The organism is Pseudomonas sp. CP4 (assembly GCF_047758505.1).
Lineage (GTDB): Bacteria > Pseudomonadota > Gammaproteobacteria > Pseudomonadales > Pseudomonadaceae > Aquipseudomonas > Aquipseudomonas fluorescens_AO.
In genome coordinates, this window is the sequence record NZ_CP180489.1 from 2,512,720 (window position 1) to 2,534,713 (window position 21,994).

General features: G+C 62.0%; 21 protein-coding genes. 13 read left to right on the forward strand and 8 right to left on the reverse strand.

Annotation, left to right across the window (positions count from 1 at the left end; genetic code table 11):
* Positions 1-169: 169 nt before the first annotated feature.
* Complete coding sequence (locus ACMYUN_RS11260; RefSeq protein ID WP_039764064.1) at positions 170-1,066, reverse strand: PA4780 family RIO1-like protein kinase; 897 nt, start codon at positions 1,064-1,066, stop codon at positions 170-172.
* A 328-nt stretch (positions 1,067-1,394) separates the two neighbouring features.
* Entirely contained in the window at positions 1,395-2,672 is a 1,278-nt protein-coding gene (locus ACMYUN_RS11265) for an acetyl-CoA C-acetyltransferase (RefSeq protein WP_415763726.1), read from the reverse strand.
* Positions 2,673-2,909: 237 nt separating this feature from the next.
* On the opposite strand from ACMYUN_RS11265, the gene ACMYUN_RS11270 reads away from it, so the two are divergent.
* From ACMYUN_RS11270 to ACMYUN_RS11290, 5 genes are all read left to right on the forward strand, one after another.
* Positions 2,910-4,262, forward strand: coding sequence for a 3-oxoacyl-ACP reductase (locus ACMYUN_RS11270; protein WP_415763727.1), 1,353 nt, complete (start codon positions 2,910-2,912; stop codon positions 4,260-4,262).
* Between the two features lie 2 nt (positions 4,263-4,264).
* Positions 4,265-5,119 (forward strand): MaoC family dehydratase, encoded by an 855-nt coding sequence (locus ACMYUN_RS11275; protein WP_415763728.1) that lies wholly within the window; start codon positions 4,265-4,267, stop codon positions 5,117-5,119.
* Between the two features lie 303 nt (positions 5,120-5,422).
* On the forward strand, positions 5,423-7,000 hold the full coding sequence (locus ACMYUN_RS11280) for a collagen-like triple helix repeat-containing protein (RefSeq protein ID WP_415763729.1): 1,578 nt from the start codon (positions 5,423-5,425) through the stop codon (positions 6,998-7,000).
* Positions 7,001-7,134: 134 nt separating this feature from the next.
* Positions 7,135-8,805, forward strand: coding sequence for a POTRA domain-containing protein (locus ACMYUN_RS11285; RefSeq protein ID WP_122699971.1), 1,671 nt, complete (start codon positions 7,135-7,137; stop codon positions 8,803-8,805).
* Positions 8,806-9,325: 520 nt separating this feature from the next.
* A complete protein-coding gene (locus ACMYUN_RS11290; RefSeq protein ID WP_129998110.1) occupies positions 9,326-9,688 on the forward strand; it encodes a DUF6124 family protein in 363 nt (120 codons plus the stop codon).
* Positions 9,689-9,885: 197 nt separating this feature from the next.
* Here the strand turns inward: ACMYUN_RS11290 and ACMYUN_RS11295 are convergent, their stop codons facing one another.
* From ACMYUN_RS11295 to ACMYUN_RS11305, 3 genes are all read right to left on the reverse strand, one after another.
* Complete coding sequence (locus tag ACMYUN_RS11295) at positions 9,886-10,416, reverse strand: hypothetical protein (RefSeq protein ID WP_415763730.1); 531 nt, start codon at positions 10,414-10,416, stop codon at positions 9,886-9,888.
* Positions 10,417-10,806: 390 nt separating this feature from the next.
* The gene (locus ACMYUN_RS11300; RefSeq protein WP_310403722.1) at positions 10,807-11,214 is read right to left on the reverse strand and encodes a response regulator; all 408 of its coding nucleotides are present in this window, start codon (positions 11,212-11,214) and stop codon (positions 10,807-10,809) included.
* A gap of 71 nt (positions 11,215-11,285) precedes the next feature.
* Positions 11,286-11,492 carry a Flp family type IVb pilin gene (locus ACMYUN_RS11305; RefSeq protein WP_415763969.1) on the reverse strand — a complete coding sequence of 69 codons (207 nt, stop codon included), beginning with the start codon at positions 11,490-11,492 and terminating at the stop codon, positions 11,286-11,288.
* Between the two features lie 337 nt (positions 11,493-11,829).
* Here ACMYUN_RS11305 and cpaB point away from each other — a divergent pair, with 337 nt between their 5' ends.
* From cpaB to ACMYUN_RS11345, 8 genes are read left to right on the forward strand one after another with little or no spacing between them, the layout of a single operon-like run.
* Positions 11,830-12,771 (forward strand): Flp pilus assembly protein CpaB, encoded by a 942-nt coding sequence (gene cpaB / locus ACMYUN_RS11310; protein WP_415763731.1) that lies wholly within the window; start codon positions 11,830-11,832, stop codon positions 12,769-12,771.
* Positions 12,772-12,791: 20 nt separating this feature from the next.
* A complete protein-coding gene (locus ACMYUN_RS11315) occupies positions 12,792-14,009 on the forward strand; it encodes a type II and III secretion system protein family protein (protein ID WP_024011445.1) in 1,218 nt (405 codons plus the stop codon).
* Positions 14,006-15,196, forward strand: coding sequence for a pilus assembly protein (locus ACMYUN_RS11320; protein ID WP_129998115.1), 1,191 nt, complete (start codon positions 14,006-14,008; stop codon positions 15,194-15,196). Before ACMYUN_RS11315 ends, ACMYUN_RS11320 begins: the two co-directional genes overlap by 4 nt.
* On the forward strand, positions 15,193-16,461 hold the full coding sequence (locus ACMYUN_RS11325; RefSeq protein WP_129998116.1) for a CpaF family protein: 1,269 nt from the start codon (positions 15,193-15,195) through the stop codon (positions 16,459-16,461). Before ACMYUN_RS11320 ends, ACMYUN_RS11325 begins: the two co-directional genes overlap by 4 nt.
* Positions 16,462-16,478: 17 nt before the next feature.
* Positions 16,479-17,363: a type II secretion system F family protein gene (locus ACMYUN_RS11330; protein WP_415763732.1), complete on the forward strand. Its 885-nt coding sequence runs from the start codon at positions 16,479-16,481 to the stop codon at positions 17,361-17,363.
* Position 17,364: 1 nt separating this feature from the next.
* The gene (locus ACMYUN_RS11335; RefSeq protein ID WP_415763733.1) at positions 17,365-18,249 is read left to right on the forward strand and encodes a type II secretion system F family protein; all 885 of its coding nucleotides are present in this window, start codon (positions 17,365-17,367) and stop codon (positions 18,247-18,249) included.
* A gap of 23 nt (positions 18,250-18,272) precedes the next feature.
* Entirely contained in the window at positions 18,273-18,995 is a 723-nt protein-coding gene (locus tag ACMYUN_RS11340; RefSeq protein WP_186567268.1) for a tetratricopeptide repeat protein, read from the forward strand.
* Positions 18,996-19,004: 9 nt separating this feature from the next.
* Positions 19,005-19,277, forward strand: a complete 273-nt coding sequence (locus ACMYUN_RS11345; RefSeq protein WP_110647083.1) for a DUF3613 domain-containing protein — start codon at positions 19,005-19,007, stop codon at positions 19,275-19,277.
* Positions 19,278-19,384: 107 nt separating this feature from the next.
* Here the strand turns inward: ACMYUN_RS11345 and ACMYUN_RS11350 are convergent, their stop codons facing one another.
* The 3 genes from ACMYUN_RS11350 to ACMYUN_RS11360 all read right to left on the reverse strand — a co-directional run bounded on the left by ACMYUN_RS11350 (position 19,385) and on the right by ACMYUN_RS11360 (position 21,990).
* On the reverse strand, positions 19,385-19,747 hold the full coding sequence (locus ACMYUN_RS11350; protein WP_076565574.1) for a DUF6124 family protein: 363 nt from the start codon (positions 19,745-19,747) through the stop codon (positions 19,385-19,387).
* 885 nt (positions 19,748-20,632) lie between these two features.
* Positions 20,633-21,400, reverse strand: a complete 768-nt coding sequence (locus ACMYUN_RS11355; protein WP_415763734.1) for a response regulator — start codon at positions 21,398-21,400, stop codon at positions 20,633-20,635.
* A gap of 119 nt (positions 21,401-21,519) precedes the next feature.
* A complete protein-coding gene (locus ACMYUN_RS11360; RefSeq protein WP_415763735.1) occupies positions 21,520-21,990 on the reverse strand; it encodes an A24 family peptidase in 471 nt (156 codons plus the stop codon).
* Positions 21,991-21,994 lie beyond the last annotated feature (4 nt).

Sequence of the window (21,994 nt, forward strand, 5' to 3'; positions counted from 1 at the left end):
ACCAATATCTCTTGTGGGAGCGAGCCTGCTCGCGAAAGGCATTTGAACCACCGTTATCGGTGACTGACATACCGCCTTCGCGAGCAGGCTCGCTCCCACAGGTGTTTCGCTGGTTCTGGAATGCGCAGGCGCAAAAAACCCGGCCGAAGCCGGGTTTCTCATCACGCGATCATTGCATCCACGGCGGTGGAGGCGGTTCTTCGGGTTTGCCTTTCGGCGCGTCGTCCGCCGCGCGAATGGCTTGCTTGCGTTCCTCGTCGAGGCGCGCCGCTTCGATTTCGCGCAACACCCCGCCGACATCGGCCAGGTCTTCCGGATCGTCGAACTCGCCGGTCAGCACACTGTTCGGGTGCAAGGTGCCGGCTTCGTACAACGCCCACATTTCCTTGGCGTACTTGGTCTTCTTCAATTCCGGCGCGAAACGGCCGAAGTACGAAGCCATGTTGCCAACGTCACGCTCGAGCATGCTGAACGCGTGGTTGTTACCCGCAGCGTCGACTGCCTGGGGCAGGTCGATGATGACTGGGCCGGTCGGGGTCAGCAGCACGTTGAACTCGGAGAGGTCACCGTGCACCAGACCGGTACACAACATCAGCACGATCTGCGAAATCAGGAACGCGTGATACTCGCGCGCCTGATCCGCCTCCAGCACCACATCGTTCAGACGCGGCGCGGCGTCGCCGAATTCGTCGGCCACCAGTTCCATCAACAGCACGCCGTCGAGGAAGTCATAGGGTTTGGGCACTCGCACACCGGCGCCGGCCAGACGGAACAGCGCCGCCACTTCGGCGTTCTGCCAGGCGTCTTCGGTCTCTTTGCGACCGAACTTGGACCCTTTCGCCATGGCCCGCGCCTGCCGGCTGTTACGTACCTTGCGGCCTTCCTGATACTCGGCCGCCTGGCGGAAACTGCGTTTATTCGCCTCCTTGTAGACCTTGGCGCAACGTAACTGATTGCCGCAGCGCACTACATAAACAGCTGCCTCTTTGCCACTCATGAGTGGGCGCAGCACTTCGTCGACCAGACCGTCCTCGATCAGGGGTTCAATGCGTTTTGGAGTCTTCATCAGCTTTTATTGTGGGTCCTTTATTACCAAACACGCGAATGTCACTCGTTATACGGCAATCCTCGCCCGACGGGGAGGGGTTGCCGACCTGTGAACCTTGAGGATGCACACACTGTGCCGGATCAATCGCAGCGACCCGGGCGAATCATAGCCGAGACCGTGGCATTGATTGGTATCGGCCGGCAAGGGCATTTGCGACAGAATCTGACATGCACATGCACCGAAGCCCCTGTGGGAGCCTGCTCGCGAAAGCGGTCTGTCAGCAGAAAATGATGGCGACTGACACGCCCCCTTCGCGAGCAGGCTCGCTCCCACATTGGAATACTGCTTAGCGTTCAATGATCGCGGTGACACCCTGCCCGCCCGCTGCACAGATCGAGATCAACCCTCGGCCCTTGCCTGCCGCATCCAGCAGTTTTGCCAGATTCGCGACAATGCGCCCGCCCGTCGCAGCAAACGGGTGCCCCGCCGCCAGCGAACTGCCCTTCACGTTAAGCCGACTGCGATCAATCGACCCCAACGGTGCGTCGAGACCCAAGCGGGTTTCGCAATATTCGGGATCTTCCCAGGCCTTGAGCGTGCACAAGACCTGCGCGGCGAAGGCTTCGTGAATTTCGTAGTAATCAAAATCCTGCAAGGTCAGGCCGTTGCGCGCCAGCAAGCGTGGCACGGCGTACACCGGCGCCATCAGCAGGCCCTCGGCACCGTTGACGAAATCCACCGCCGCCGCCTCGCCGTCGCGCAGATAAGCGAGGATCGGCAAGCCGCGCTCTTTGGCCCATTCCTCACTTCCCAGCAACACCACCGAAGCGCCATCGGTGAGCGGCGTAGAATTGCCCGCCGTCAGCGTGCCCTTGGAGCTTTTCTCGAACGCCGGTTTCAGCGTGGCGAGTTTTTCCAGGGTCAGGTCCGGGCGCAGATTGTTGTCGCGGGTCAGGCCAAGAAACGGTGTCATCAGATCGTTGTGCCAGCCTTCGCTGTAGGAAGCGGCGAGTTTGTGGTGGCTTTCAAAGGCGAGTTGATCCTGTTCTTCGCGAGGAATATTCCAGGTCTGCGCCATCAGCTCACAGTGCTCGCCCATCGACAGGCCAGTGCGTGGCTCGCCGTTGCGCGGGAATTCGGGAATCAGATGCTGGGGCCGCAACTGCAAAAGGGTTTTCAGTTTGTCGCCGGTGCTCTTGGCGCGGTTGGCCTGCAGAAGAATCCTGCGCAGGCCTTCGCTGACGCTGATCGGCGCATCGGAAGTGGTGTCGACGCCGCTGGCAATGCCGCAGTCGATCTGGCCAAGGGCGATCTTGTTGGCCACCAGCAGCGCCGCTTCCAGACCGGTGCCGCAGGCTTGCTGGATGTCATAGGCCGGTGTCATCGGAGACAAGCGCGAGCCGAGCACGCATTCGCGGGTCAGGTTCATATCCCGTGACAATTTAAGCACCGCGCCCGCCACCACTTCGCCGATGCGCTGGCCGTGCAGATTGTAGCGTTCGATCAGGCCTTCCAGCGCGGCGGTGAGCATCGCCTGATTGCTTGCGGTGGCGTACGGCCCGTTGGAGCGGGCGAAAGGGATGCGGTTACCGCCGATGATCGCGACGCGGCGCAGCTGGGTCATGGATAACTCCTGTGGAATTTGCGGATTCACATGGAAACCTGTGGGAGCTGGCTTGCCAGCGATGGGGGCGGCATTTCCAACCCTTCAGCGGCTGACACTCCGCTATCGCGGGCAAGCCCGCTCCCACAGGGTCAGTGGTCTACTCTGCTAAACCAGCGTAGGCCTTATTGCGGCGATCGAACGATTGATTGCCGTAGGCAGTCCACACTTTGAACCCCAACTTCTGGAGAGCGTTCCATGTCTGACCGCTATATCGACTTCGCCAACTCATCCTTCGGCCATCGTCTGGTCGGGGCCTTGGGCCTGCCGTCGCCGGTGCGGCTGGAACGCTGGGAGGCGGGGCGTCTGCGGCCGATCGAAGGCGCCCTGTTGATCGGTGGCGGGCCGCTGGCCGAACGGATCAGCGGGTTTGCCAATCGCTTGACCGATGCAATCTACAGCTACGGCGCCGAGCCCTCGCTGGCCACCGCGTGGATCCCCGGCCACGGGCCGAAAATCAAAGCGGTGGTGTTCGACGCCAGCGACCTGCAGCACACCGACCAGCTCAAGCAACTGCGCGAATTCTTCCAGCCATTGATAAAGAACCTCGACCACAGCGCGCATCTGGTGATCCTCGGTAGCGCGCCGGAAACCCTGATCGATCCGTTCGCTTCCAGTGCTCAACGGGCACTTGAAGGCTTCTCGCGCTCACTGGCCAAGGAACTGCGCGGCGGGGGCACCTTGCAGCTGATCTACGTCGGCGAAGGTGCCGAAGATCAACTGGAAGGCCCGCTGCGATTTTTCCTTTCGCCGAAAAGCGCATTCGTTTCCGGTCAGGTGATTCGCCTGACCGCGTGCTCCACGCCAGTGACTGACTGGACGCGCCCACTTGCCGGACGCAAAGCGCTGGTCACCGGTGCCGCGCGCGGCATCGGCGCGTCGATTGCCGAAACCCTCGCCCGCGATGGCGCCGAGGTGATTCTGCTCGACGTACCGCCGGCCAAGACCGACCTCGAGGCTCTCGCCGCCCGCTTGGGCGGACGTGCGATCACCCTCGATATCTGCGCCGATGACGCCGCCGTGCAATTGATCGAACAGCTGCCCGACGGCCTCGACATCCTCGTGCACAACGCCGGCATCACCCGCGATAAAACCCTGGCCAACATGACCCCGGAATTCTGGGACGCGGTGCTGGCCGTCAACCTCAATGCGCCGCAAGTGCTGACCAAGGCGCTGCTCGACAGCGGCACCCTGCGCGACAACGCACGGGTGGTCCTGCTCGCCTCGATCAGCGGCATCGCCGGCAATCGCGGGCAGACCAACTACGCGGCGAGCAAGGCCGGCCTGATCGGTCTGGCCCAGGCATGGGCGCCAACGCTGCTGGAGCGCGGCATCAGCATCAACGCCGTCGCACCGGGTTTCATCGAGACGCAAATGACTGCGCACATTCCGTTCGGCCTGCGCGAGGCCGGGCGGCGCATGAGTTCGCTGGGCCAGGGCGGCTTGCCGCAAGACGTCGCCGAAGCCGTGGCGTGGCTGGCGCAACCGGGCACGGGCGCGTTCACCGGGCAGGCGTTGCGGGTCTGTGGGCAAAGCGTTCTGGGGGCTTGAGCATGAGCATCGAATGGCACACGCTGGATCGCGAACCGAGCCTGCCCGCGCTGTACTCGCGGGCGGCGACGCGACGCAAAATCACCGGCACGCAACTGTCCGACAGCGGCCTGCGCTGCTGGGTCGATATCGACGGCAAACGGCTGTCGGCCTATCGCAAAGTCTGCGGTTTCGTCGATGACGGCCTGCTGCCGCCGACCTATCCACACATCCTTGCCTTCGCCTTGCAGATGCAATTGCTCACGGCCAAGGATTTTCCGTTCCCGCTGCTGGGGCTGATTCACCTGAGCAACCGCATCCGCGTGCTGCGGCCGATGGGCGCGATCAGCCGCGCGCAAGTCAGCGTGCGTGTGCACAACCTGCAACCACATGCCAAGGGCGCGACGTTCGATCTGCTCACTACCCTGGACGATCAACTCGGGCCACTGTGGGAAGCCGAAAGCCGGATGCTCTGTCGCGGGGTAAAACTCGAGGGCGAGGCGCTGGCACAGGACTGGCAGCCGTCGCAGGATTTGCTTGAGGTGACGCGCTGGACTGCACCGGCCGATATCGGTCGCCAGTATGCGAAAGTCTCCGGCGACTACAACCCGATTCACCTCAGTGCGGCGAGCGCCAAACTGTTCGGTTTTCCCACCGCGATTGCCCATGGACTGTGGAACAAGGCGCGGACACTGGCGGCACTCTCCGATCACCTGCCCAAAGCCAACCTGGAAATCGCCGTGCACTTTCGCAAACCGGTGCGCCTGCCCAGTGAAGTGACATTGCTGGCCAGTGCCGCGGGCTCCAGCGGTGAGTTGCGCCTGGTCGGTGCCGGCGACTTGGAACATATGGTCGGTCAGTGGCAACCGATCGCCTGATCTGGCGGGGCGGAAAAACCCGTTAATTGTGTGTATATCACTTAAGTTTTTCCGCGCCCTGCCCGCCGCTTTGGAAAAAACCGAGCCTTGAATATCAAGGCTTTTTTTTGCCCGTTTATTACCTGGGTATTAGTCCTTCGGCATTGCGCCGGGCCCTCTATATAAAGGGGTTAATACCAACTTGAGAATGGTGAAAAACCTGCCATCGACTGAGATTACAGCCACGGACGAGGCATCGCCGACGACAGATCGGCGGGCCATCGAAGGCAACGTAAGGTTGTGAAAGGTGCAGGAATCTCAATCATGAAAACTCAAGACGTGTGGTGCAAATCGGCAATCGCGCTGGCATTGATTTTCTCCCTTGGCCTTGGCGGCTGCAGCAGCGGCGGTGGCGGTCATCGCAGCAGTTCGGGCAGCTCGACGGCGGACGGCACGGCGGGCACCGATGGCAGCGGTGGAGCGGGCGGCGGAACCGGCGGCGATACTGCCGGCACTGGTGGCACCGGCGGCGGAACCGGTGGCGGAACCGGTGGCACTGGCGGCACCGGCGGCGGCAACGATCCGACCAACCCAACCAATCCGACAGACCCGACCGATCCCACCAACCCGACCAATCCCGCTGCACCTTCGCTGGTGACCACAACACTTGTTCAGGATGTCGGCAAAACCGTCAGCGGTGTCGGCGATGGCGTCGGCCAGATCGGCGATTCGCTGAGCACGGTTCCAGTCGCTGGCGGTATCGTGCAAAGCCTGGCCAACACCACCGGCAACGTCGTCAGTACCTTGGGCGATGGTGTCAGCAATGGCATCGGCAAACTGGCCACTGATCCCAATGGCCTGACCACCACAGCGGCCTCGGTTGGCGGTGTGGTTTCCGATGTTGGCGACGGCGTGTCGGACCTCAGCGTCAAACTCAACACAGCGACCCGTAGCGTTCCCGTGGTTGGTGGCGTCGTCACCAAAGTAGTGCCGCTGGTCGATGGCATCGGTGAAAAAGTCACCATGCTTGGCGACACCCTCAACACCTCACTGACCAGCGGCCCGACCAGCCAGTTGACCAACAAGCTCGGCAGCGGTCTGGTGCCGGTGATCGCCATGGTCGAAAGCACCACCGACAAACTCGGTGATGCCACCGGCCTGGGTGATCCGCTCAAAGGGACGATTGCGAAAGTCGGCGCAACGGTAAACAGCCTCGGCGGCAAAGTTACCGACGCAGGCAGCGGCAATGCCCTGACCAACACCCTCGGCGGCGCCCTGAGCAACACCGGCACGGCGGTCGGCAAAGCGGGCGGTCTGGTGTCCAATGGCACTGGCTCGGGTACTGGCGGAATCGGCGGCATCGGTGGTGGCCTCGGCGGTACCGGCCTGCTGCAAACCGTCGGGGGTGCGGTGGTCAACGTCGGCAGCGGTCTGAATGCCGGCAGCACCAGCGGTGTAGTCAGTGCCGGCGGCGTCACTGCTGGCGGGCTGGGCAACACGATTGCTTCGATCAACACCGTACTCGGTGGCTCGGGCACTCCGATCACTGCAACCACCTCGCCGCTGGCCAGCGTCGGCGCCGCCGTCGGTGCGGGTCTCAATCCGGTCACCAGCGCAGTCACCACTGTGACTCAACAGGTCGGCGCCGCTACCGGTCTCGGCACGCCGGTCGCGGGTATCACAAGTCAGGTGGGCGCCGCAGTCGGCAATATCGGCGGGGCGATTGCCGCCACCAACAATCCGGTCACCACTGCCGTCGGCGGTCTGGTCACCAACGTTGGCGGCACCGTGGCAGCGGTCGGTGGTCTGGTCAACAGCGGCACTGCCACTGGCGGCACAACTGGCGGTCTGGGCGGGGTACTCGGCGGCCTGACCGGCGCGCTGGGCGGCAACAAACGCTGAATTGCACCTGGCCGATTCGACGGCCTTACCTACAGCGCCTACGCTTGGTTGAGGGCGGAAGATTCCCACGAGTCTTCCGCCTTTTTTCTAAGGAAAAACCTGCCCTGTGCTGTGTTCTGACCATGGAGTGTCCTATGCGCGTACTGGCATCCCTGCTGTGCCTGAGCCTCAGTTCCGCTGCCCTCGCCGACACCTTGCCCAGTTTTCTCAACAGCAACGAAACCATCCGCAACCTGCCCGTACCCAACCTGCCCGCCGACGCCTATCGGCCGAGCGCGGCGCCGCTGCAAGTGCCCGACCCGGGTGCGACCGCCGCGCAGCCATTGCTGATGGAAACCAAGGTCAACCTGAAGACCGTGCAGATCGAAGGCGGCACGATCTACCCGCTCAACGAACTCGCGGAAATCTACAAGCCCCTGATCGGCCGCCAGGCCAGCCTGGCCGAACTGATCGAAGCCACGCGCAACATCACCCGTCGCTATCAGCAGGACGGCTACCTGTTGTCCTACGCGTTCCTGCCGCAACAGAACTTCGATGACGGCGTGGCGCGGGTGGTGCTGGTCGAGGGCTACGTGCGCGATATCCAGATGCAGGGCGACATCGGCCGGGTCAAAGGCCTGCTCGACAAACTCGCCGCCAAGATCCAGGCCGAACGCCCGCTGACGCGCAAGACCTTCGAGCGCTACACCACGCTGATGAGCCGCATTCCCGGGGTGACCATCCAAGCGCAAGTGCCACCGCCGGGCACCACCGATGGCGCGACCACCCTGGTTGCCCAGGCCAGTCGCAAACCGTTCACCAGCACCCTGAGCACCACCGAAGACAACCGCAACGGCCCACAGGCATTGCTCGGTGTCAGCAGCAATTCGCAGACGTCGATGGGCGAACAGTTGAGCCTCAGCGGCCTGTTCCCACCGGGCGACGACAAAGAGCATTACTACCGTCTCGACTACAGCCAGTTCCTCGATACCGAGGGCACCCAACTCAACGTCTCGGCCTCGCGTTACCGCGCCGACCCGGACACCGAAGTGCTGGTGGGCGGTGGCGGACGCCTGAGTACCCACCGCGAGAACGATCGCTACTCGATCGGCTTCAGCACGCCCCTGATCGCCTCCGCCAACGAACTGCTGACCGCCGGCTCGCGCCTGTATGCGGTCGACGACAAGACGCGCTATGACGGCATCAACTTTCCCTTCAGCACCGAACTGCGCACCGACGTCCGCGCCCTGGCTTTCGAAGGCGACTGGCGCAAGGCCGACGCCCGCCAACTGCGCATCCTCAGTGCCGGCGTCTACCAGGGCTTCGACAGCCTCGGCGCGCACACCAACTACGACGACATCGACCTGGATTTCTTCCGCGTCAGACTGTCCGGCGTGCAGAGCGACAAGTTCCTCGACAACTGGCAAGGCGTGCTCTCCGCGGCGCTGTACTGGAGCGACGACACCTTGCCCGACAGCGAACGCGCCGTATTCGGCGGGCAGAACTTCGGCCGTGGCTACCCCGACGACCAGGCCTCGGGCGACAAGGGTTGGGGCGTGGCCTACGAGGTCAACTACAGCTTCAACCGCGACGGCAACTGGGTGCGCATCCTGCAACCCTACGTCGTCGTCGACCGCTCGCGCAGCTGGTTCAACCAACTGCCGGTGCAGGCCAACAACCTGTCATCTACCGCGCTCGGACTGAGGTTCGGCGATGCCAAGTACTACAACGTCGCCCTGGAAGTGGCGAAGGCCATGTCCGATGAAGCGCTGGACACGTTGAACCGCAAGCCGCGGTACAGCATCAGTTTCAGTTATCAGTTGTGATGGCCGAGCGGTGTGTCAGCCAGGATTTTTTTGACTGACGCACCGCCTTCGCGAGCAGGCTCGCTCCCACAGATGCGGCGGTGTTCACGGTTCCTCAGTACAACCGCCGTCCCTGTGGGAGCGAGCCTGCTCGCGAAAGTGTTCGGCTATTCAACCGATTTATCGCAGCGCTTAAACCAGCCGTTTAAACACACGCCCCGTTACCTCGCAACGGCCCACAAATCCTTGCGCCATTGCCTACAGCTACGCCAGAATCCGCCGGCTTGTGCGCCTGGGGCGCGGGCTCTATCGTTTGCCTGCCACTGCTCATCAGTGGTCGGGTTTAGTCGCCCGCTTGTCCACGACGCACAGGTTCCTGTCAGCCAGGTATTGCATACCTGCACTTGATGGTGGCTGTGCGCAGGGCGCCTTCGGGCGCGCCGATTTCGTGGCTCATCGGTCGACTAACCTGCGTGCAGCTGCCTCCCTTTCGTTTAGTCGCGAACCGGTTGCGGCCCTACTCCATCAGGAGACTGAGCCCGTGAAAAAGATAACGCCCGATCCACCCCTTGCCGACCCAACCTTCGCCGACCCGCTCGTCGAAGCGCAAAAGCTCAAGGAAGCCGCCGACCGCGCCATCGATTACTACCTCAACCCCCGCCTCATCAAAGACCCCGCCGCACCGCGCAAACCCAGCACCCTGTTCCTCGTCGACCCGGCTGCGGACAACGAAACCCTGTTGGTGCATGCCTGCGAATCACTGGCCTCGGCGAGCATCATGGCCAGCGACCTGGCCGGATTTATCGATGGACCGCAGCGCAGCTCCCTGTTGGGAATACAGCAAGTGATCATGCTGGGCGAACTGGCGGTGAACCGCGTATTGGACAGGCTTGTGCCGGAGTGACAAGAGCAAGAGGTTGGTTGCGCAGGTGGTGAGTCAGGCAGAGCGTTGTTGACTGACTGGCCGCCTTCGCTGGCAAGCCAGCTCCCACAGGATTGATGGACATCAGGCAGGAATGGGTTGGCTGGCAGGGCGCTATCGCGAGCAGGCTCGCGCCTACAGTTATGATCGCGGGTATTCAGTGAGAGACAGGTCGGCTGTCAGGCCGCCTTCGCTGGCAAGCCAGCTCCCACAGGATTGATGTGCATCAGGCAGGAATGGGTCGGCTGGCAGACCGCCTTCGCGAGCAGGCTCGCTCCCACAGTTTGAATCGAGTACATCAGCGAGAAACAGGTCGGCTGGCATGCCGCCTTCGCGAGCAGGCTCGCTCCCACAGTTTGAATCGAGTACATCAGCGAGAAACAGGTCGGCTGGCAGGCCGCCTTCGCTGGCAAGCCAGCTCCCACAGTTCGATCGGGTGCGTTCAGTGAGAAACAGGTCGGCTGGCAGGCCGCCTTCGCTGGCAAGCCAGCTCCCACAGTTCGATCGGGTGCGTTCAGTGAGAAACAGGTCGGCTGGCAGACCGCCTTCGCGAGCAGGCTCGCTCCCACAGTTTGAATCGAGTACATCAGTGAGAAACAGGTCGGCTGGCAGGCCGCCTTCGCTGGCAAGCCAGCTCCCACAGGATTGATGTACATCAGGAAGAAATTGGTTGGCTGGCAGGCCGCCTTCGCGAGCAGGCTCGCTCCCACAAAAGCAAAGCAGCGCAGCTGCCCGCGGCGAAGCCGCCCCACTCAACAATGAGCGCAAGCTCGCGTGCTCTTGATCTTGATCCACCGGCGACGTCGGAAGGCTGAGTGGAGGGATTGATCCGGGCGTGGGAGCGCAGCGACCGTCTGGCGCAGCCAGACACAGCGGAAGGAGGTGCAGCGAAGCAAACCGGAGCCGCTGCGCCCGGATCAGTCCCGGAGCGAAGGAACCCGAGCCTGCGAGGGCCGAACGTAGGAGCAAGCCTTTTGGGTTACCTTTTTGGCGTTTGAAAAAGGTGACCCGCCGTAAGGGCGGAACCGTAATCAGCAACCCCCGCAGCAACGGATATTCACCAAACCCCCACCAACACGGTCGGCCCAAAGGCCGCCGAGTCACCCAGCCTCAACCCGAGGCTTGGGAAACAAATTATCGAGAGTCTCCAACAACCTCACGTGATAAATCGGCTTGCGAAACAGATCCAGCACCTGCAACCGCAACATATCGCTGACATCCTCCATATCCGCATGCCCCGACATCACAATCACCGGCAAATGCTCGCGCGACGTATGCTCACGCAGCCGCCTGATCAACGACATGCCCGACTCCTCGGGCATGCGCAAATCAGTAATCACCAAAGCAATATCCGGATGCCGGGTCAACAGATGCAACGCCAGCTTCACCGACGTCGCGGTATGACAGACAAACCCCTCCCCTTCCAGCAACTCCGCCAACTCCAGCAACGCGTCTTCTTCATCATCAACCAGAAGCAGTTGTTGGCGGGACGACGAAGGCGCGTTCATAGGCAATACCTGAATACTGAAAGATAAATCCAGTGTAGTGCGATATCAGCCAGACGCAGTGTTCACAAGCCTCAGGGTGTTGGCCGAGCCACAGCCGTACCATCGAGCGACGTCAGAACATTGTTGAAAATCGCCAGCACCCTGTCGCCAAGCGGGCTAACGAAAGCCACAACCACCACCGCCACCATCGCCACCACAATCGCATACTCGATCGCCGAAGCACCCTCTTCACTGCGGGCAAACGCGCGAGCCCTGGCGATCACATAATCAAAAGTCATACGAAACATAGGTCCACTCCTTCGCGCCTCTGGCGCCGACATCACCACCGCGGCATGGTTCCACCGTGCCACTTGAGCATTGTCAACAAACCCCCGCCCAACAACTGTAAGAACGCATTAATCACAAAGCATTAATCCCAATGTGTCCCGGCCATTTCCTGCTGTTAATTGGCCGGGACTCACACTTTGGTGGGTTATTTGCCTGTCATTAATGGCGCTTTTGCTTGGATCAGCTAGCTTGGAAATAGCGAAATAGTTGCATGTTCATAGCTGCCGAAGCAGTCCGCCTTTCGCAAGCAAATGCAGTCGGTTGTGCAGCAGGAAAGGGAGAGCCGTCATGAACAGTCGCGTCACCATGGGCCTTGCCGCGTTGCTGTTGCTCGGCGCGGTTTTTGTCGGTTACTGGGGGCTGGTGCTCAGTCGTCAGCCGGCCCCGGTCGCTGAGGCGCCCGTCACCCCAGCGGTCAGCATTGAACAGACTGTCGCGATTGCCGAAGACCAGACCCGCCAACCGGTGGTGGTGCTGCTCCACGATGTAGCGCCGTTCACGCCGTTGACCGCCACCGATGTGACCGTGGAAAAACTGCGCAGCGCACCGGCCGGCAGCCTGACCAGCATCGAACAAGCAGTCGGCCGCACGCCTTGGCGCCACCTCAGCGCCGGCACCTGGCTCAATGACGAAAGCTTCCGGGCCGGCGGTGCGCTGGCACGGATGATTCGCCGCGACGAGCGCGCACTGACCGTGGCCGTCGATGAAGTGATCGGTGCCGCCGGACAGTTGCTGCCGGGCGATTACGTTGATGTGCTGCTGTATCTGCGCGAGGACGCGAGCAATCTGCAGCAGTCGGCGCAGATCGCCGTTCCGGCTTTGCGCGTGCTCGGCATCGGTGATCAGTACGGCCTGACCAACGACGGCCAACCGGCATCCCCCAACCTCAGCGCCGAAGAAAAACTCAAACAGGACCAGCGCCGCATCGCCGCCCGCACCGTGGTGCTGGCGGTGCCGGAACAACTGCTTAGCCGCCTGATGCTCGCCACTCAAGTCGGCACCTTGCGTCTCGCGGTGCGCAGCAGCGAAGAACAACGGCTGGCCAAATACTGGGCCGGCGAAGCGCAATCGCCCGCGCACCTGGATCGCGCCAACAGCCAGCTCTTCCAGTTCACTCAACTCGCCCTGGGCAGCGCGCAAAAAGCACCTGCCAGCGCCAGTGCAGGCGCGGTGTCCAGGCGTGCGGTGGAAATCATTCGCGGCAACCAGATCAGCCAACAAACCCCATGACTGCGCAAGGATTCACGTGCATGCAGAGTCGACTCAGACCGACATTGAAACCGGCGCTCCGGGCCTTGCTGTTGTTGGGATTGACGATGGACAGCGCCTTCGCGGCGGTGGGTAATTGCTCGGCACTGCCGCGCCTGCCCTCGGTGATCGAGATCGGTGAAGGCTTCCAGCAGGACATGCAGTCACCGGTGGCAATCACTCGGCTGGCGGTCGGCGACCCGAAAATTGCCGACGTGCATGCCAATGGCGGCTCGTCCTTCTTGCTCACGGGCGTCGGCCCCGGCGCGACCAGCCTGATGGTCTGGACCGCCTGCTCGGCGCAGCCGCAGCAAGCCATGGTCTTCGTCCAGGGCGCGGCGACCACGGCGCTGACCAGCAGCGTGCCGTCGGACGATCCGACGCTGCCGTCGCAAGTGCAGACCGACATCCGCTTCGTCGAAGTCAGCCGCACCAAACTCAAGGAAGCCACGGCGTCGCTGATCGGCACGCGCGGCAATTTCCTGTTCGGTTCGCCCGGCACGCTGCCACCGATCGACGGCGTGCCGCAGCCGCGCCTGCCGGTGGATAACTCACTGTTCAATTTCTCCTGGGTCGGCGGCAAGACCATGGCGATCATCAACGCCCTGGAAACCAGCGGCTTCGCCTACACCTTGGCGCGGCCGAGTCTGGTGGCGTTGAACGGGCAGAGTGCGAGCTTCCTGGCCGGCGGGGAAATCCCGATTCCGGTGCCCAGTTCCGGCAGCGACAGCGTGTCGATCGAATACAAGGAATTCGGCATCCGCCTGACCCTGACGCCAACCATCATCGGCCGCGACCGCATCGCGCTGAAGGTCGCCCCGGAGGTCAGCGAACTGGATTTTGCCAACGCGGTGAACATCGCCGGCACCACCGTTCCGGCGCTGACCATCCGCCGCACCGACACCAGCGTGTCGCTGGGTGATGGCGAGAGTTTCGTCATCAGCGGTTTGATCAGCACCACCAACAGTTCGCAAGTGAATAAGTTTCCCGGCCTGGGCGACATTCCCATACTCGGGGCCTTTTTCAAGGGTTCGCAGATCAAACGCGAAGAGCGCGAACTGCTGATGATCGTCACCCCGCACCTGGTCCAGCCATTGGCGGCGGACGCGCGACTGCCGTCGTTGCCGGGGGAGAAACTGCGCAATTACGACCCGAATTTCTATCGCATGTTCTTCCTCGAGAACGGTAACTTCGACAAGCGCAGCGGGTTGTCGCAATGAACCAGAATCTCAGTCAAACCTTCCTCGCCATCACCCGCAACAGCACCGATCTGGAATGGCTGCAAAGCGCCCTCGCGCCACTCGGCCAGGTCATCAGCGCCGGTGCCGGCAGCCTCGACGAATTGCTCGCACTGGTCGATGTAACGTTCGCCAATCTGGTCTTCGTCGGTCTCGACCGCGAGCACGTCGTCGCGCAGAGCGCGCTGATCGAAGGTGCGCTGGAAGCCAAGCCGATGCTGGCGATCGTTGCTCTCGGCGACGGCATGGACAATCAGCTTGTGCTGAATGCGATGCGCGCCGGTGCGCGGGATTTCGTTGCCTATGGCTCGCGCTCAAGCGAAGTTGCCGGACTGGTGCGGCGCTTGGGCAAACGCCTGCCTGCCGTCACTCCCAACACACAGCTCGGCGGGCTTACCGTGATGTACGGCGTGCAGAGCAGTTCCGACGGTGCCTTGCTCGCCAATCACATGGCCATGGTGGTGCAGAAGAGCGGCCAGCAAACCTTGCTGCTCGACCTTGGCCTGCCCCGTGGCGACAGCCTGGCGTTGTTGGGGCTGGAGAGTTCGTTTCACTTCGGCGATGCCCTGCGTCATTTGCGCCGGCTCGACGCGACGCTGATCGACAGTGCTTTCACCAGTGCCGACCACGGCCTGCGCATTCTTGCCTACGCCAACACTGACGAACCGCTGGAAACCACCAGTGCCGCCGAGCTGTACATGCTGCTCAGCGCCTTGCGCCAGCACTTCCAGCACATTGTCGTGAACCTCACCGGGCAGGCCGACAGTGAGGCGTTGCGCACCTTCGTCAGCCATTGCGACAAACTGCTCTGGTACACCGACCAGAACGTGCTCAATTGCCGACGCAACCTCGCCGTGCTCAACCAGTGGCGCGAGAAAGGCATGAAACTCGAGCACGGGCGCTTGCTGATTGATCGCTACCTGAGCAATGTCGCGCCGGATGCCGAGACCCTGGGCAAGACCTTCAATCTGGAAGTCATCGCCGTGCTGGCCTTCAGTCCCGACGTGCGCCTGAACGCGAAAAACCAGGGCGTGAGTCTGTTCGAACTGGCGCCCCGGGAGAAACTTACCCAGAGCCTGCGCGCCCTCGGCGAGCGTCTGGCCAAGCGTTCCGAGGGCCTGAGCAAACCGAAAGTCACCTGGTTCGACCGTCTGCGAGGTAACTCATGAGCGCAGAAAAACTCTTTGGCGCGACGCCACGCGGAGCGATCGGCAACAGCGATCACGAAGGCCTGAAACTGGTCCTGCACCGCTACATCATCGACGCTATCGAGGAGTCGGGAAAAAACCTGCTGGAAGGTTCACGCCAGCAACTGGCGCAGTTCGTCACCGACAAGGTCGCCGAATACATCGCGCGTTTGCACCTGGCGATTTCGCGCTACGAGATGGAGCGCCTCGGCGAAGAAATCGTCGACGAACTCACCGGTTTCGGCCCACTGGAAGTCCTGCTGCGCGACCCGTCGGTGACGGAAATTCTGGTCAACGGCCCGCACCGGGTGTTCATCGAACGCGACGGCGTATTGCATCAAAGCGATCTGCGCTTTATCGATGCGCATCACGTCGAGCGGGTCATGCAACGCATCCTTGCGCCGCTCGGGCGCCGCCTCGATGAGTCCTCGCCGATGGTCGATGCGCGCCTGCCCGATGGCAGCCGGGTCAACGCGATCATCCCGCCGATCGCCCTCGACGGCCCGTGCCTGTCGATCCGCAAGTTTCGCAAGGACATGCTCAAAAGCACCGATTTGATGGCGATGCAAACCATCGATCTGGCGATTTTCGAATTCCTGCAGAACGCCGTGGGCAGGCGCTGCAACATCCTCATCAGCGGCGGCACCGGCACCGGCAAGACCACGCTGTTGAACATCCTCAGCCAGTTGATCAACCCGCACGAACGGCTGGTGACCATCGAAGACGTCGCCGAACTGCAGCTCGGCCATCCGCATGTGGTGCGTCTGGAAACCCGTCCGCCGAATGCCGAGGGGCATGGCGAGGTCAAGGCCAGCGACCTGATTCGCAACGCCCTGCGCATGCGTCCCGACCGGATCATTCTTGGCGAGATCCGTGGCGTCGAAGTGGTCGACGTGCTCACCGCGATGAACACCGGCCACGACGGTTCGATGAGCACCGTGCACGCCAACAATGCGCAGGACGCGTTGCTGCGTCTGGAGACGTTGGTCGGCCTGACCGGGCGCTCGATCGCCGAACGTACCTTGCGCCAGATGATCTGCGCCGCCCTCGACGTGATCATTCAACTGACACGCCTGCCCGATGGCCGGCGCTGCGTCAGTGAAGTGGTGGAAGTGGTCGGCATTCGCGAGGACGTCTACGTCACCAACACTCTGTTCCGCCTCGACCGCCGCACAGGTTTCGGCTTCGCCCGCGAAGCGCTCAACCCGGCCGGCGACAAGCTGCGCCACGACGCTCACCTGGGCTGACGGCGAGGAGCACGCAGATGCTGGGACCGATCATTCTCATCGCCATTTGCCTGATGCTGCTCGGGCTGTCGATCTATCTGTTCCTGCAAGGCCTGCGCAAGACCGCGACGGAGAGAGTCCTCAATCGACTCGCTGCGGGGCAACCGCAATTGGCCGTCGAGCAGACCAGGTGGGTGGGGCTGGAGCGCATGTTTCTGCGTGCAGGACTGGGTCGGCCGAGCGAGCGTTTCGGCCTGTGGCTGAGCCTGTGGGCGGCGGCGATGGGCCTGGGATTCCTGCTCGGGAGCTGGGTTGGGTTGCTGATCATGTTGATCGTCCCGCCCGTGGCGTTGCGGCTGTACATCGCCATTCGTTACCGGCGGAGGATCCGCCGCATGATCGAGCAACTGCCGCAATTGCTCGACCACACCGTGCGCAGCCTCAAGTCGGGGCGCACGCTCAGCGATGCGGTGCTGGGCGGCATCGAGGCCAGTGAAGATCCCTTGAAAGCAGCCATGGGCCGGGTGCAGCGCAACGTGCAACTGGGGGTGAACCTGCCCGATGCGGTCAGCGATTTCGCCGAACTCTACGAGCAGGACGAACTGCGCATGTTCGCCCTCGGCCTGAAGGTCAATCACCGCTACGGCGGCAACGCCAGTGAACTGCTGGAGAACCTGATCAAACTGATCCGCGAGCGCGATCAGGGCGCGCGGCAGTTGCGCGCGTTGACCGGGGAAACACGTATGACCGCTTGGGTTTTGGGTTTGCTGCCGCTGATTCTGGTGAGCTACTTCATGCTGACCAACCCCGGCTACGTGCTCGGTATGTGGCACGACGAAAGCGGCCAGACCATGCTGCTCAGCGCCGCCGCGTTGCAGGTGCTCGGCAGTCTGGCGCTGTGGCGCATGTTGCGGAGCGTTTGAGATGGTCTGGCTCGCGGCGTTGCTGTTGCTCCTCGGTTCGCTGTTATTGGTGGGCAATCACCTGCTCACCGAGCGCCGCCGCGTGCGACAGGTGCATCAGCGCTTGCACGGCCAATTGGTCCGGGAGAACCGTTTCGGCCACTGGCTGCGCGCGCTGGGCAACAGCCGTTTCGGCCGCGGCTCGGTGAGCATCGACAGCGAAACCCAGACCCTGCTCGGCCGCCTCAGCTGGCGCCGCGCCAACGAACGCGCGCTCTTCGCCGCCTGCCAGATCGGCACGCCGCTGCTCGCTCTGGGGCTGGCGATCTTTTTGCAGGAAGTGTTTTTCCCGCAGACCAGCCACCGCTGGATGGCGCCGATGTTCGCTGCGGGCGGCGGCTATCTGCTGCCCAAACGCCTGCTCGCCTACGCCGCCGCCCGCCGGCAGAAAACCATCGCCGTGGAAATCTCCACGTTCATTCCGCTGCTGCGCATCCTCTTCGAATCCGGCATGGCCGTGGAACAAGCGCTGCGTGTGCTCAGCGTCGAAGCGCAGAAACTGCTGCCGGAGCTGACCAGCGAACTGCGCCTGATCCTCAGCCGCGTCGACTCGGGTCTGGAGCTGGGTCAGGAGCTGAACAAGACCGCGGTGATGCTCGCGGTGGACGAATTCACCGACACCTGCGTGATCCTCCAGCAACTGATCCACCAGGGCGGCGGTGCGATGAAATCACTGCTGGCGCTCAAGCTATTACTGGACGACCGACGCCTGACCCGGCTGCAGGAATACATCTCGAAAATGTCCGCGAAGATGTCGGTGGTGATGATGCTGTTTCTGTTTCCCGCCCTGCTGATCGTACTGGCCGGCCCGGGCTTCACCGCCATCGCCCGCGCCTTCGCAAACTGACCTTGGCTCATGGAGAGCGCTAGATGAAAGTACTGATAGTCATGGCAAGTCTGTTGCTGCTCAGCGGCTGCGCCACGGATGGCCAGGCGCCGTGGACCTCGCTGCTGTCGCCGTCCAGCTGCAGCAAACTCACGTCGGAGCAGGAACTGTCGCTGAACCTCGCCGATGATCTGGCCAGCGACGGCAAGCTCCACGCCAGCCTGGCCAATCTGCAAAGCCTGCCGGACAACCTCAGCGAAGTGCGCCTGCGCAAAGCCAAGGTCTATCGCCTGCTCGGTCGCAGCGAAGCCGAGCCGCTCTACCGCAGCCTGCTCGGCGGCTGCCTCACCGCCCAGGCCGAACATGGCCTGGGCCAGGTCTACGCCGCCCGTGGCGACAACGGCCAGGCCCAGGCCCACCTGCAACGCGCCGCGCGCCTGGCGCCCACCGACGAAAAAATCCGCAATGACCTCGGCGTGGTCTACCTCAACCAACTGCGCCTCAACGAAGCGAAATTCGAATTCCTCACCGCCATCGAGCTGAGCCAGAACAATCAACTGGCGACGCTGAACATGGTCACCCTGCTGCTCTACCAGAACGACTGGCCGCAAGCCGCGGAAATCGTCAGCCGCTCGAAACTGACCCCGGAACAATTCACCGAAGCGCAGCAACGCGCGGAAAAACTCAAAGCCCCGACCCACGCCAAAGCCACACCCGGCGACCGCGTCGCCGCCTTCATCGACCCGCTACCGCCGACGCTCGAATAGGAGACAGCCATGACCATCCGCAAAGGCCTGTGCTACCTGACCCTGCTCACCCTGCCCCTCAGCGCCCACGCCATCGACACCGGCCCGGCCTCAGCGCAGCAACAGGAAACCGAAGGCTGGCTGGTCCTGCAAAGCCGCAACAAAGCCGCCTCGCCGAAACCTCAGAGTGCAACAGCCACCGAACGCGAACTGGCGATGCAGCGCTGGTTGAAGAAATACCAATACGAGATCCCGGATTTTTACGATCCGGATGCGGGCGGGAAGATCGAGAGCAAGAATTAGTCTGGTGGTGCCCTTGAAGGCCCCTTCGCGAGCAGGCTCGCTCCCACAGTTTGCAATGCATTTCCCCTGTGGGAGCGAGCCTGCTCGCGAAGAACGATAACGCGGTTTCAGGTCTGCGGATCAACCCGATCCAGCGCCCTATTCACGGCCAGCTCGGCCAGCATGACAATCTGCTGAATCGCCAACGCCGTGCTGCGCTGAAACCCGCTCAGTTCACCAGCGAAATTGCTCGCCATCGCACTCGCTGACGCCAGCGACTCACAGGCATGCGCCAACAGGCTTTCGGTATCGACATTGGGCACCACCATGAACAGCGTGCTGGGCGGGTGCGGTTTTGCGGGTTCGGGGCAGAGATAGAAATCGAGCGCGCGTTTTATCGCTTCGCGGTTTTTCACCAGATCGTCGGCGCGCATGGCGTCTTCGAGCGGGGTGGTGGGGGATGGGGGTGGGTCTGGGATGAGTTTGTCCATGAGAACTCCTACTTGGCTGTGACGCCCTCTTCTGTCGTTTCCACACGACAAAAGGTGGCAGCTGTACGCAGGGTGGAAAACCGATAAGTAGGCAACCGGCCAGACCAAAGTCTGCCCACGCACAGCCGCCGCGACACAGTTTGCAGACGAACGAACACGCCGACAACGATTACGGTAGCAATGCAAAGCAACTACTTGAATTTCAGGTTTCCACACCTGGCCGCTGAGTTGTCAGCGACAGCCAGAGACTAGTGACCCGACGTCCGACGGACAACCTGAAAACCTTGTGGGAAGGTTCTGGTTATTTTGAAACAGATTTAAACGACTTCGAGTTATCGGCGGACCGACTGGCCTCATCGCGAGCAGGCTCACTCCTACAGAACAGCAAAATCAAAATCAAAAGATCGCAGCCTTCGGCAGCTCCTACAGTTGGATCGCGTAAGACTCAAAAACAGGTCGGCTGTCAGGCCGCCTTCGCGAGCAGGCTCGCTCCCACAGAAAGCAAAAGCTGCGCAGCTGCCCGCGGCGAAGCCGCACCACTCAACAATGAGCGCAAGCTCGAGTAGATTTTGATCTTGGAGCCCGTCGGCAGGCTGAGTGGAGGGATTGATCCGGGCGTGGGAGCGCAGCGACCGTCTGGCGCAGCCAGACACAGCGGAAGGAGGTGCAGCGAAGCAAACCGGAGCCGCTGCGCCAGGATCGATCCCGGAGCGAAGGAACCCCGAGCCCCAGCGAGGGGCCGAACGTCAGGGCACAGCCTTTTGGTTACTTTTTGGCGTTTGAAAAAGTGACTCGCCGTAAGGGCGAAACCGCCAGCCGCAACACCCGAAGAAACGGATATTCACGCAATCCAACCAGAACATGGTCGGCCCAAAGGCCGCCAAGTCAATGCGCAGTAACCCGCTGCCGCCCCGCCGAACTACCAGGAGAAAGCGCCAAAGCCAACTGCGTCCGATTATGCATATGCGTCAACCGCAACACCTGCGACACATACAGCTTCACCGTGTTCTCGGTAATCCCCAACTCACAGGCAATCTGATAATTGGTCTGCCCCTTGCCCACCAACCGCGCCACATCCAATTGTCGGGGCGATAACTGACTGAACACCGCCGGCATCTCGCCAGACTCAGACTCGCCCTCACTCACCACCGGCGCAGGCGAGCGCCGCACCTTGTCCAGATCCTGAAAAAGGTCATCAATCGACTCGGACAAAAACTGCAACTTTTGATTCAAATGCCCCAGATGCAGATTCTTCTGTCGTTCCTGCAAAGCCAACTCCTGGCGCTGCACACCCTCGAGCAACTCTGCCAGCTCAATCGGCTTCTGATAGTAATCGGCGATCCCCGCACGCAACGCCTTGATCACATCCTGCTTGTCCGCGCGCCCGGTGAGCATGATCGCCTCGAACACCCGCTGTTTGCCGGCCAGCCGCTGCAACGCCTGGATCAACTCGATGCCGTCCATGTCCGGCATGTGCAAATCACTCAGCACCAGACCAATGTCCGGGTCAGCCCTGAACAGCTCGATGGCTTCGAGACTCGACTCGCACGGCACGCAACGGTAGCCACTGCTCTCAAGAAACTCACAGAGTTCTTCGACGATCAGCGGTTGATCATCGACCACGAGGACTTTTACCGCACTAGGCTTGTTCACGAACCACTCCATTTGCTCGGGCCAACGCTGACGATTCCTGCACTTTGGTGGCGTATTCGCCTGAATTGAAAGTAGACCCACTTTCCGACTATGTACATAGGACTAGTGGCACCCCGCGATCAGGTGATCCAGTACAGCGAGAGCACTACACCTATCCACACGAACGGCGCAAATGGCAGCTTTTTTGACTTGTCCGGAGCGAGATGGCGTACGTGCTCTCTAAGCCCTTGACCGATATGGGGCCAGACTTTTGGCGCAAGCAGCAGCCAAATCACGCTGGCTACTCCAGCACCGATAAACGCGCCAAGAACGAATATGCCGTTCGTCGCAAGAGCCAGGGCTGTCATTAATTTCACATCGCCGGCGCCCATGCGTCCCAAGGCGTAACCGGGCATCGTCAGCAGCAAAGCAATCAGGCAGGCCCATCCACCTTGCGCCGCGTCGGCGCCCAACCAGGTGCTGCCGGTCGCCAGCAACCAGACCAGCGCCAGCGCGCCGACGCCCAACGTCAATGCGTTGGAAATACGCCGCTGCCGGGCATCTTGCGCGGCGCAGATCGCCAGCCAGATCAGAACAAGTGAAATCTGCATCCGC

What these genes read in the sequence shown, in the direction of transcription:
- ACMYUN_RS11260 (WP_039764064.1), bottom strand. Translation starts at nt 1,066, where the DNA reads ATGAAGACTCCAAAACGCATTGAACCCCTGATCGAGGACGGTCTGGTC.
- ACMYUN_RS11315 (WP_024011445.1), top strand. Translation starts at nt 12,792, where the DNA reads ATGCAGAGTCGACTCAGACCGACATTGAAACCGGCGCTCCGGGCCTTG.
- ACMYUN_RS11345 (WP_110647083.1), top strand. Translation starts at nt 19,005, where the DNA reads ATGACCATCCGCAAAGGCCTGTGCTACCTGACCCTGCTCACCCTGCCC.
- ACMYUN_RS11285 (WP_122699971.1), top strand. Translation starts at nt 7,135, where the DNA reads ATGCGCGTACTGGCATCCCTGCTGTGCCTGAGCCTCAGTTCCGCTGCC.
- cpaB (WP_415763731.1), top strand. Translation starts at nt 11,830, where the DNA reads ATGAACAGTCGCGTCACCATGGGCCTTGCCGCGTTGCTGTTGCTCGGC.
- ACMYUN_RS11305 (WP_415763969.1), bottom strand. Translation starts at nt 11,492, where the DNA reads ATGACTTTTGATTATGTGATCGCCAGGGCTCGCGCGTTTGCCCGCAGT.
- ACMYUN_RS11340 (WP_186567268.1), top strand. Translation starts at nt 18,273, where the DNA reads ATGAAAGTACTGATAGTCATGGCAAGTCTGTTGCTGCTCAGCGGCTGC.
- ACMYUN_RS11325 (WP_129998116.1), top strand. Translation starts at nt 15,193, where the DNA reads ATGAGCGCAGAAAAACTCTTTGGCGCGACGCCACGCGGAGCGATCGGC.
- ACMYUN_RS11300 (WP_310403722.1), bottom strand. Translation starts at nt 11,214, where the DNA reads ATGAACGCGCCTTCGTCGTCCCGCCAACAACTGCTTCTGGTTGATGAT.
- ACMYUN_RS11360 (WP_415763735.1), bottom strand. Translation starts at nt 21,990, where the DNA reads ATGCAGATTTCACTTGTTCTGATCTGGCTGGCGATCTGCGCCGCGCAA.
- ACMYUN_RS11330 (WP_415763732.1), top strand. Translation starts at nt 16,479, where the DNA reads ATGCTGGGACCGATCATTCTCATCGCCATTTGCCTGATGCTGCTCGGG.
- ACMYUN_RS11275 (WP_415763728.1), top strand. Translation starts at nt 4,265, where the DNA reads ATGAGCATCGAATGGCACACGCTGGATCGCGAACCGAGCCTGCCCGCG.
- ACMYUN_RS11335 (WP_415763733.1), top strand. Translation starts at nt 17,365, where the DNA reads ATGGTCTGGCTCGCGGCGTTGCTGTTGCTCCTCGGTTCGCTGTTATTG.
- ACMYUN_RS11270 (WP_415763727.1), top strand. Translation starts at nt 2,910, where the DNA reads ATGTCTGACCGCTATATCGACTTCGCCAACTCATCCTTCGGCCATCGT.
- ACMYUN_RS11280 (WP_415763729.1), top strand. Translation starts at nt 5,423, where the DNA reads ATGAAAACTCAAGACGTGTGGTGCAAATCGGCAATCGCGCTGGCATTG.
- ACMYUN_RS11350 (WP_076565574.1), bottom strand. Translation starts at nt 19,747, where the DNA reads ATGGACAAACTCATCCCAGACCCACCCCCATCCCCCACCACCCCGCTC.
- ACMYUN_RS11320 (WP_129998115.1), top strand. Translation starts at nt 14,006, where the DNA reads ATGAACCAGAATCTCAGTCAAACCTTCCTCGCCATCACCCGCAACAGC.
- ACMYUN_RS11265 (WP_415763726.1), bottom strand. Translation starts at nt 2,672, where the DNA reads ATGACCCAGCTGCGCCGCGTCGCGATCATCGGCGGTAACCGCATCCCT.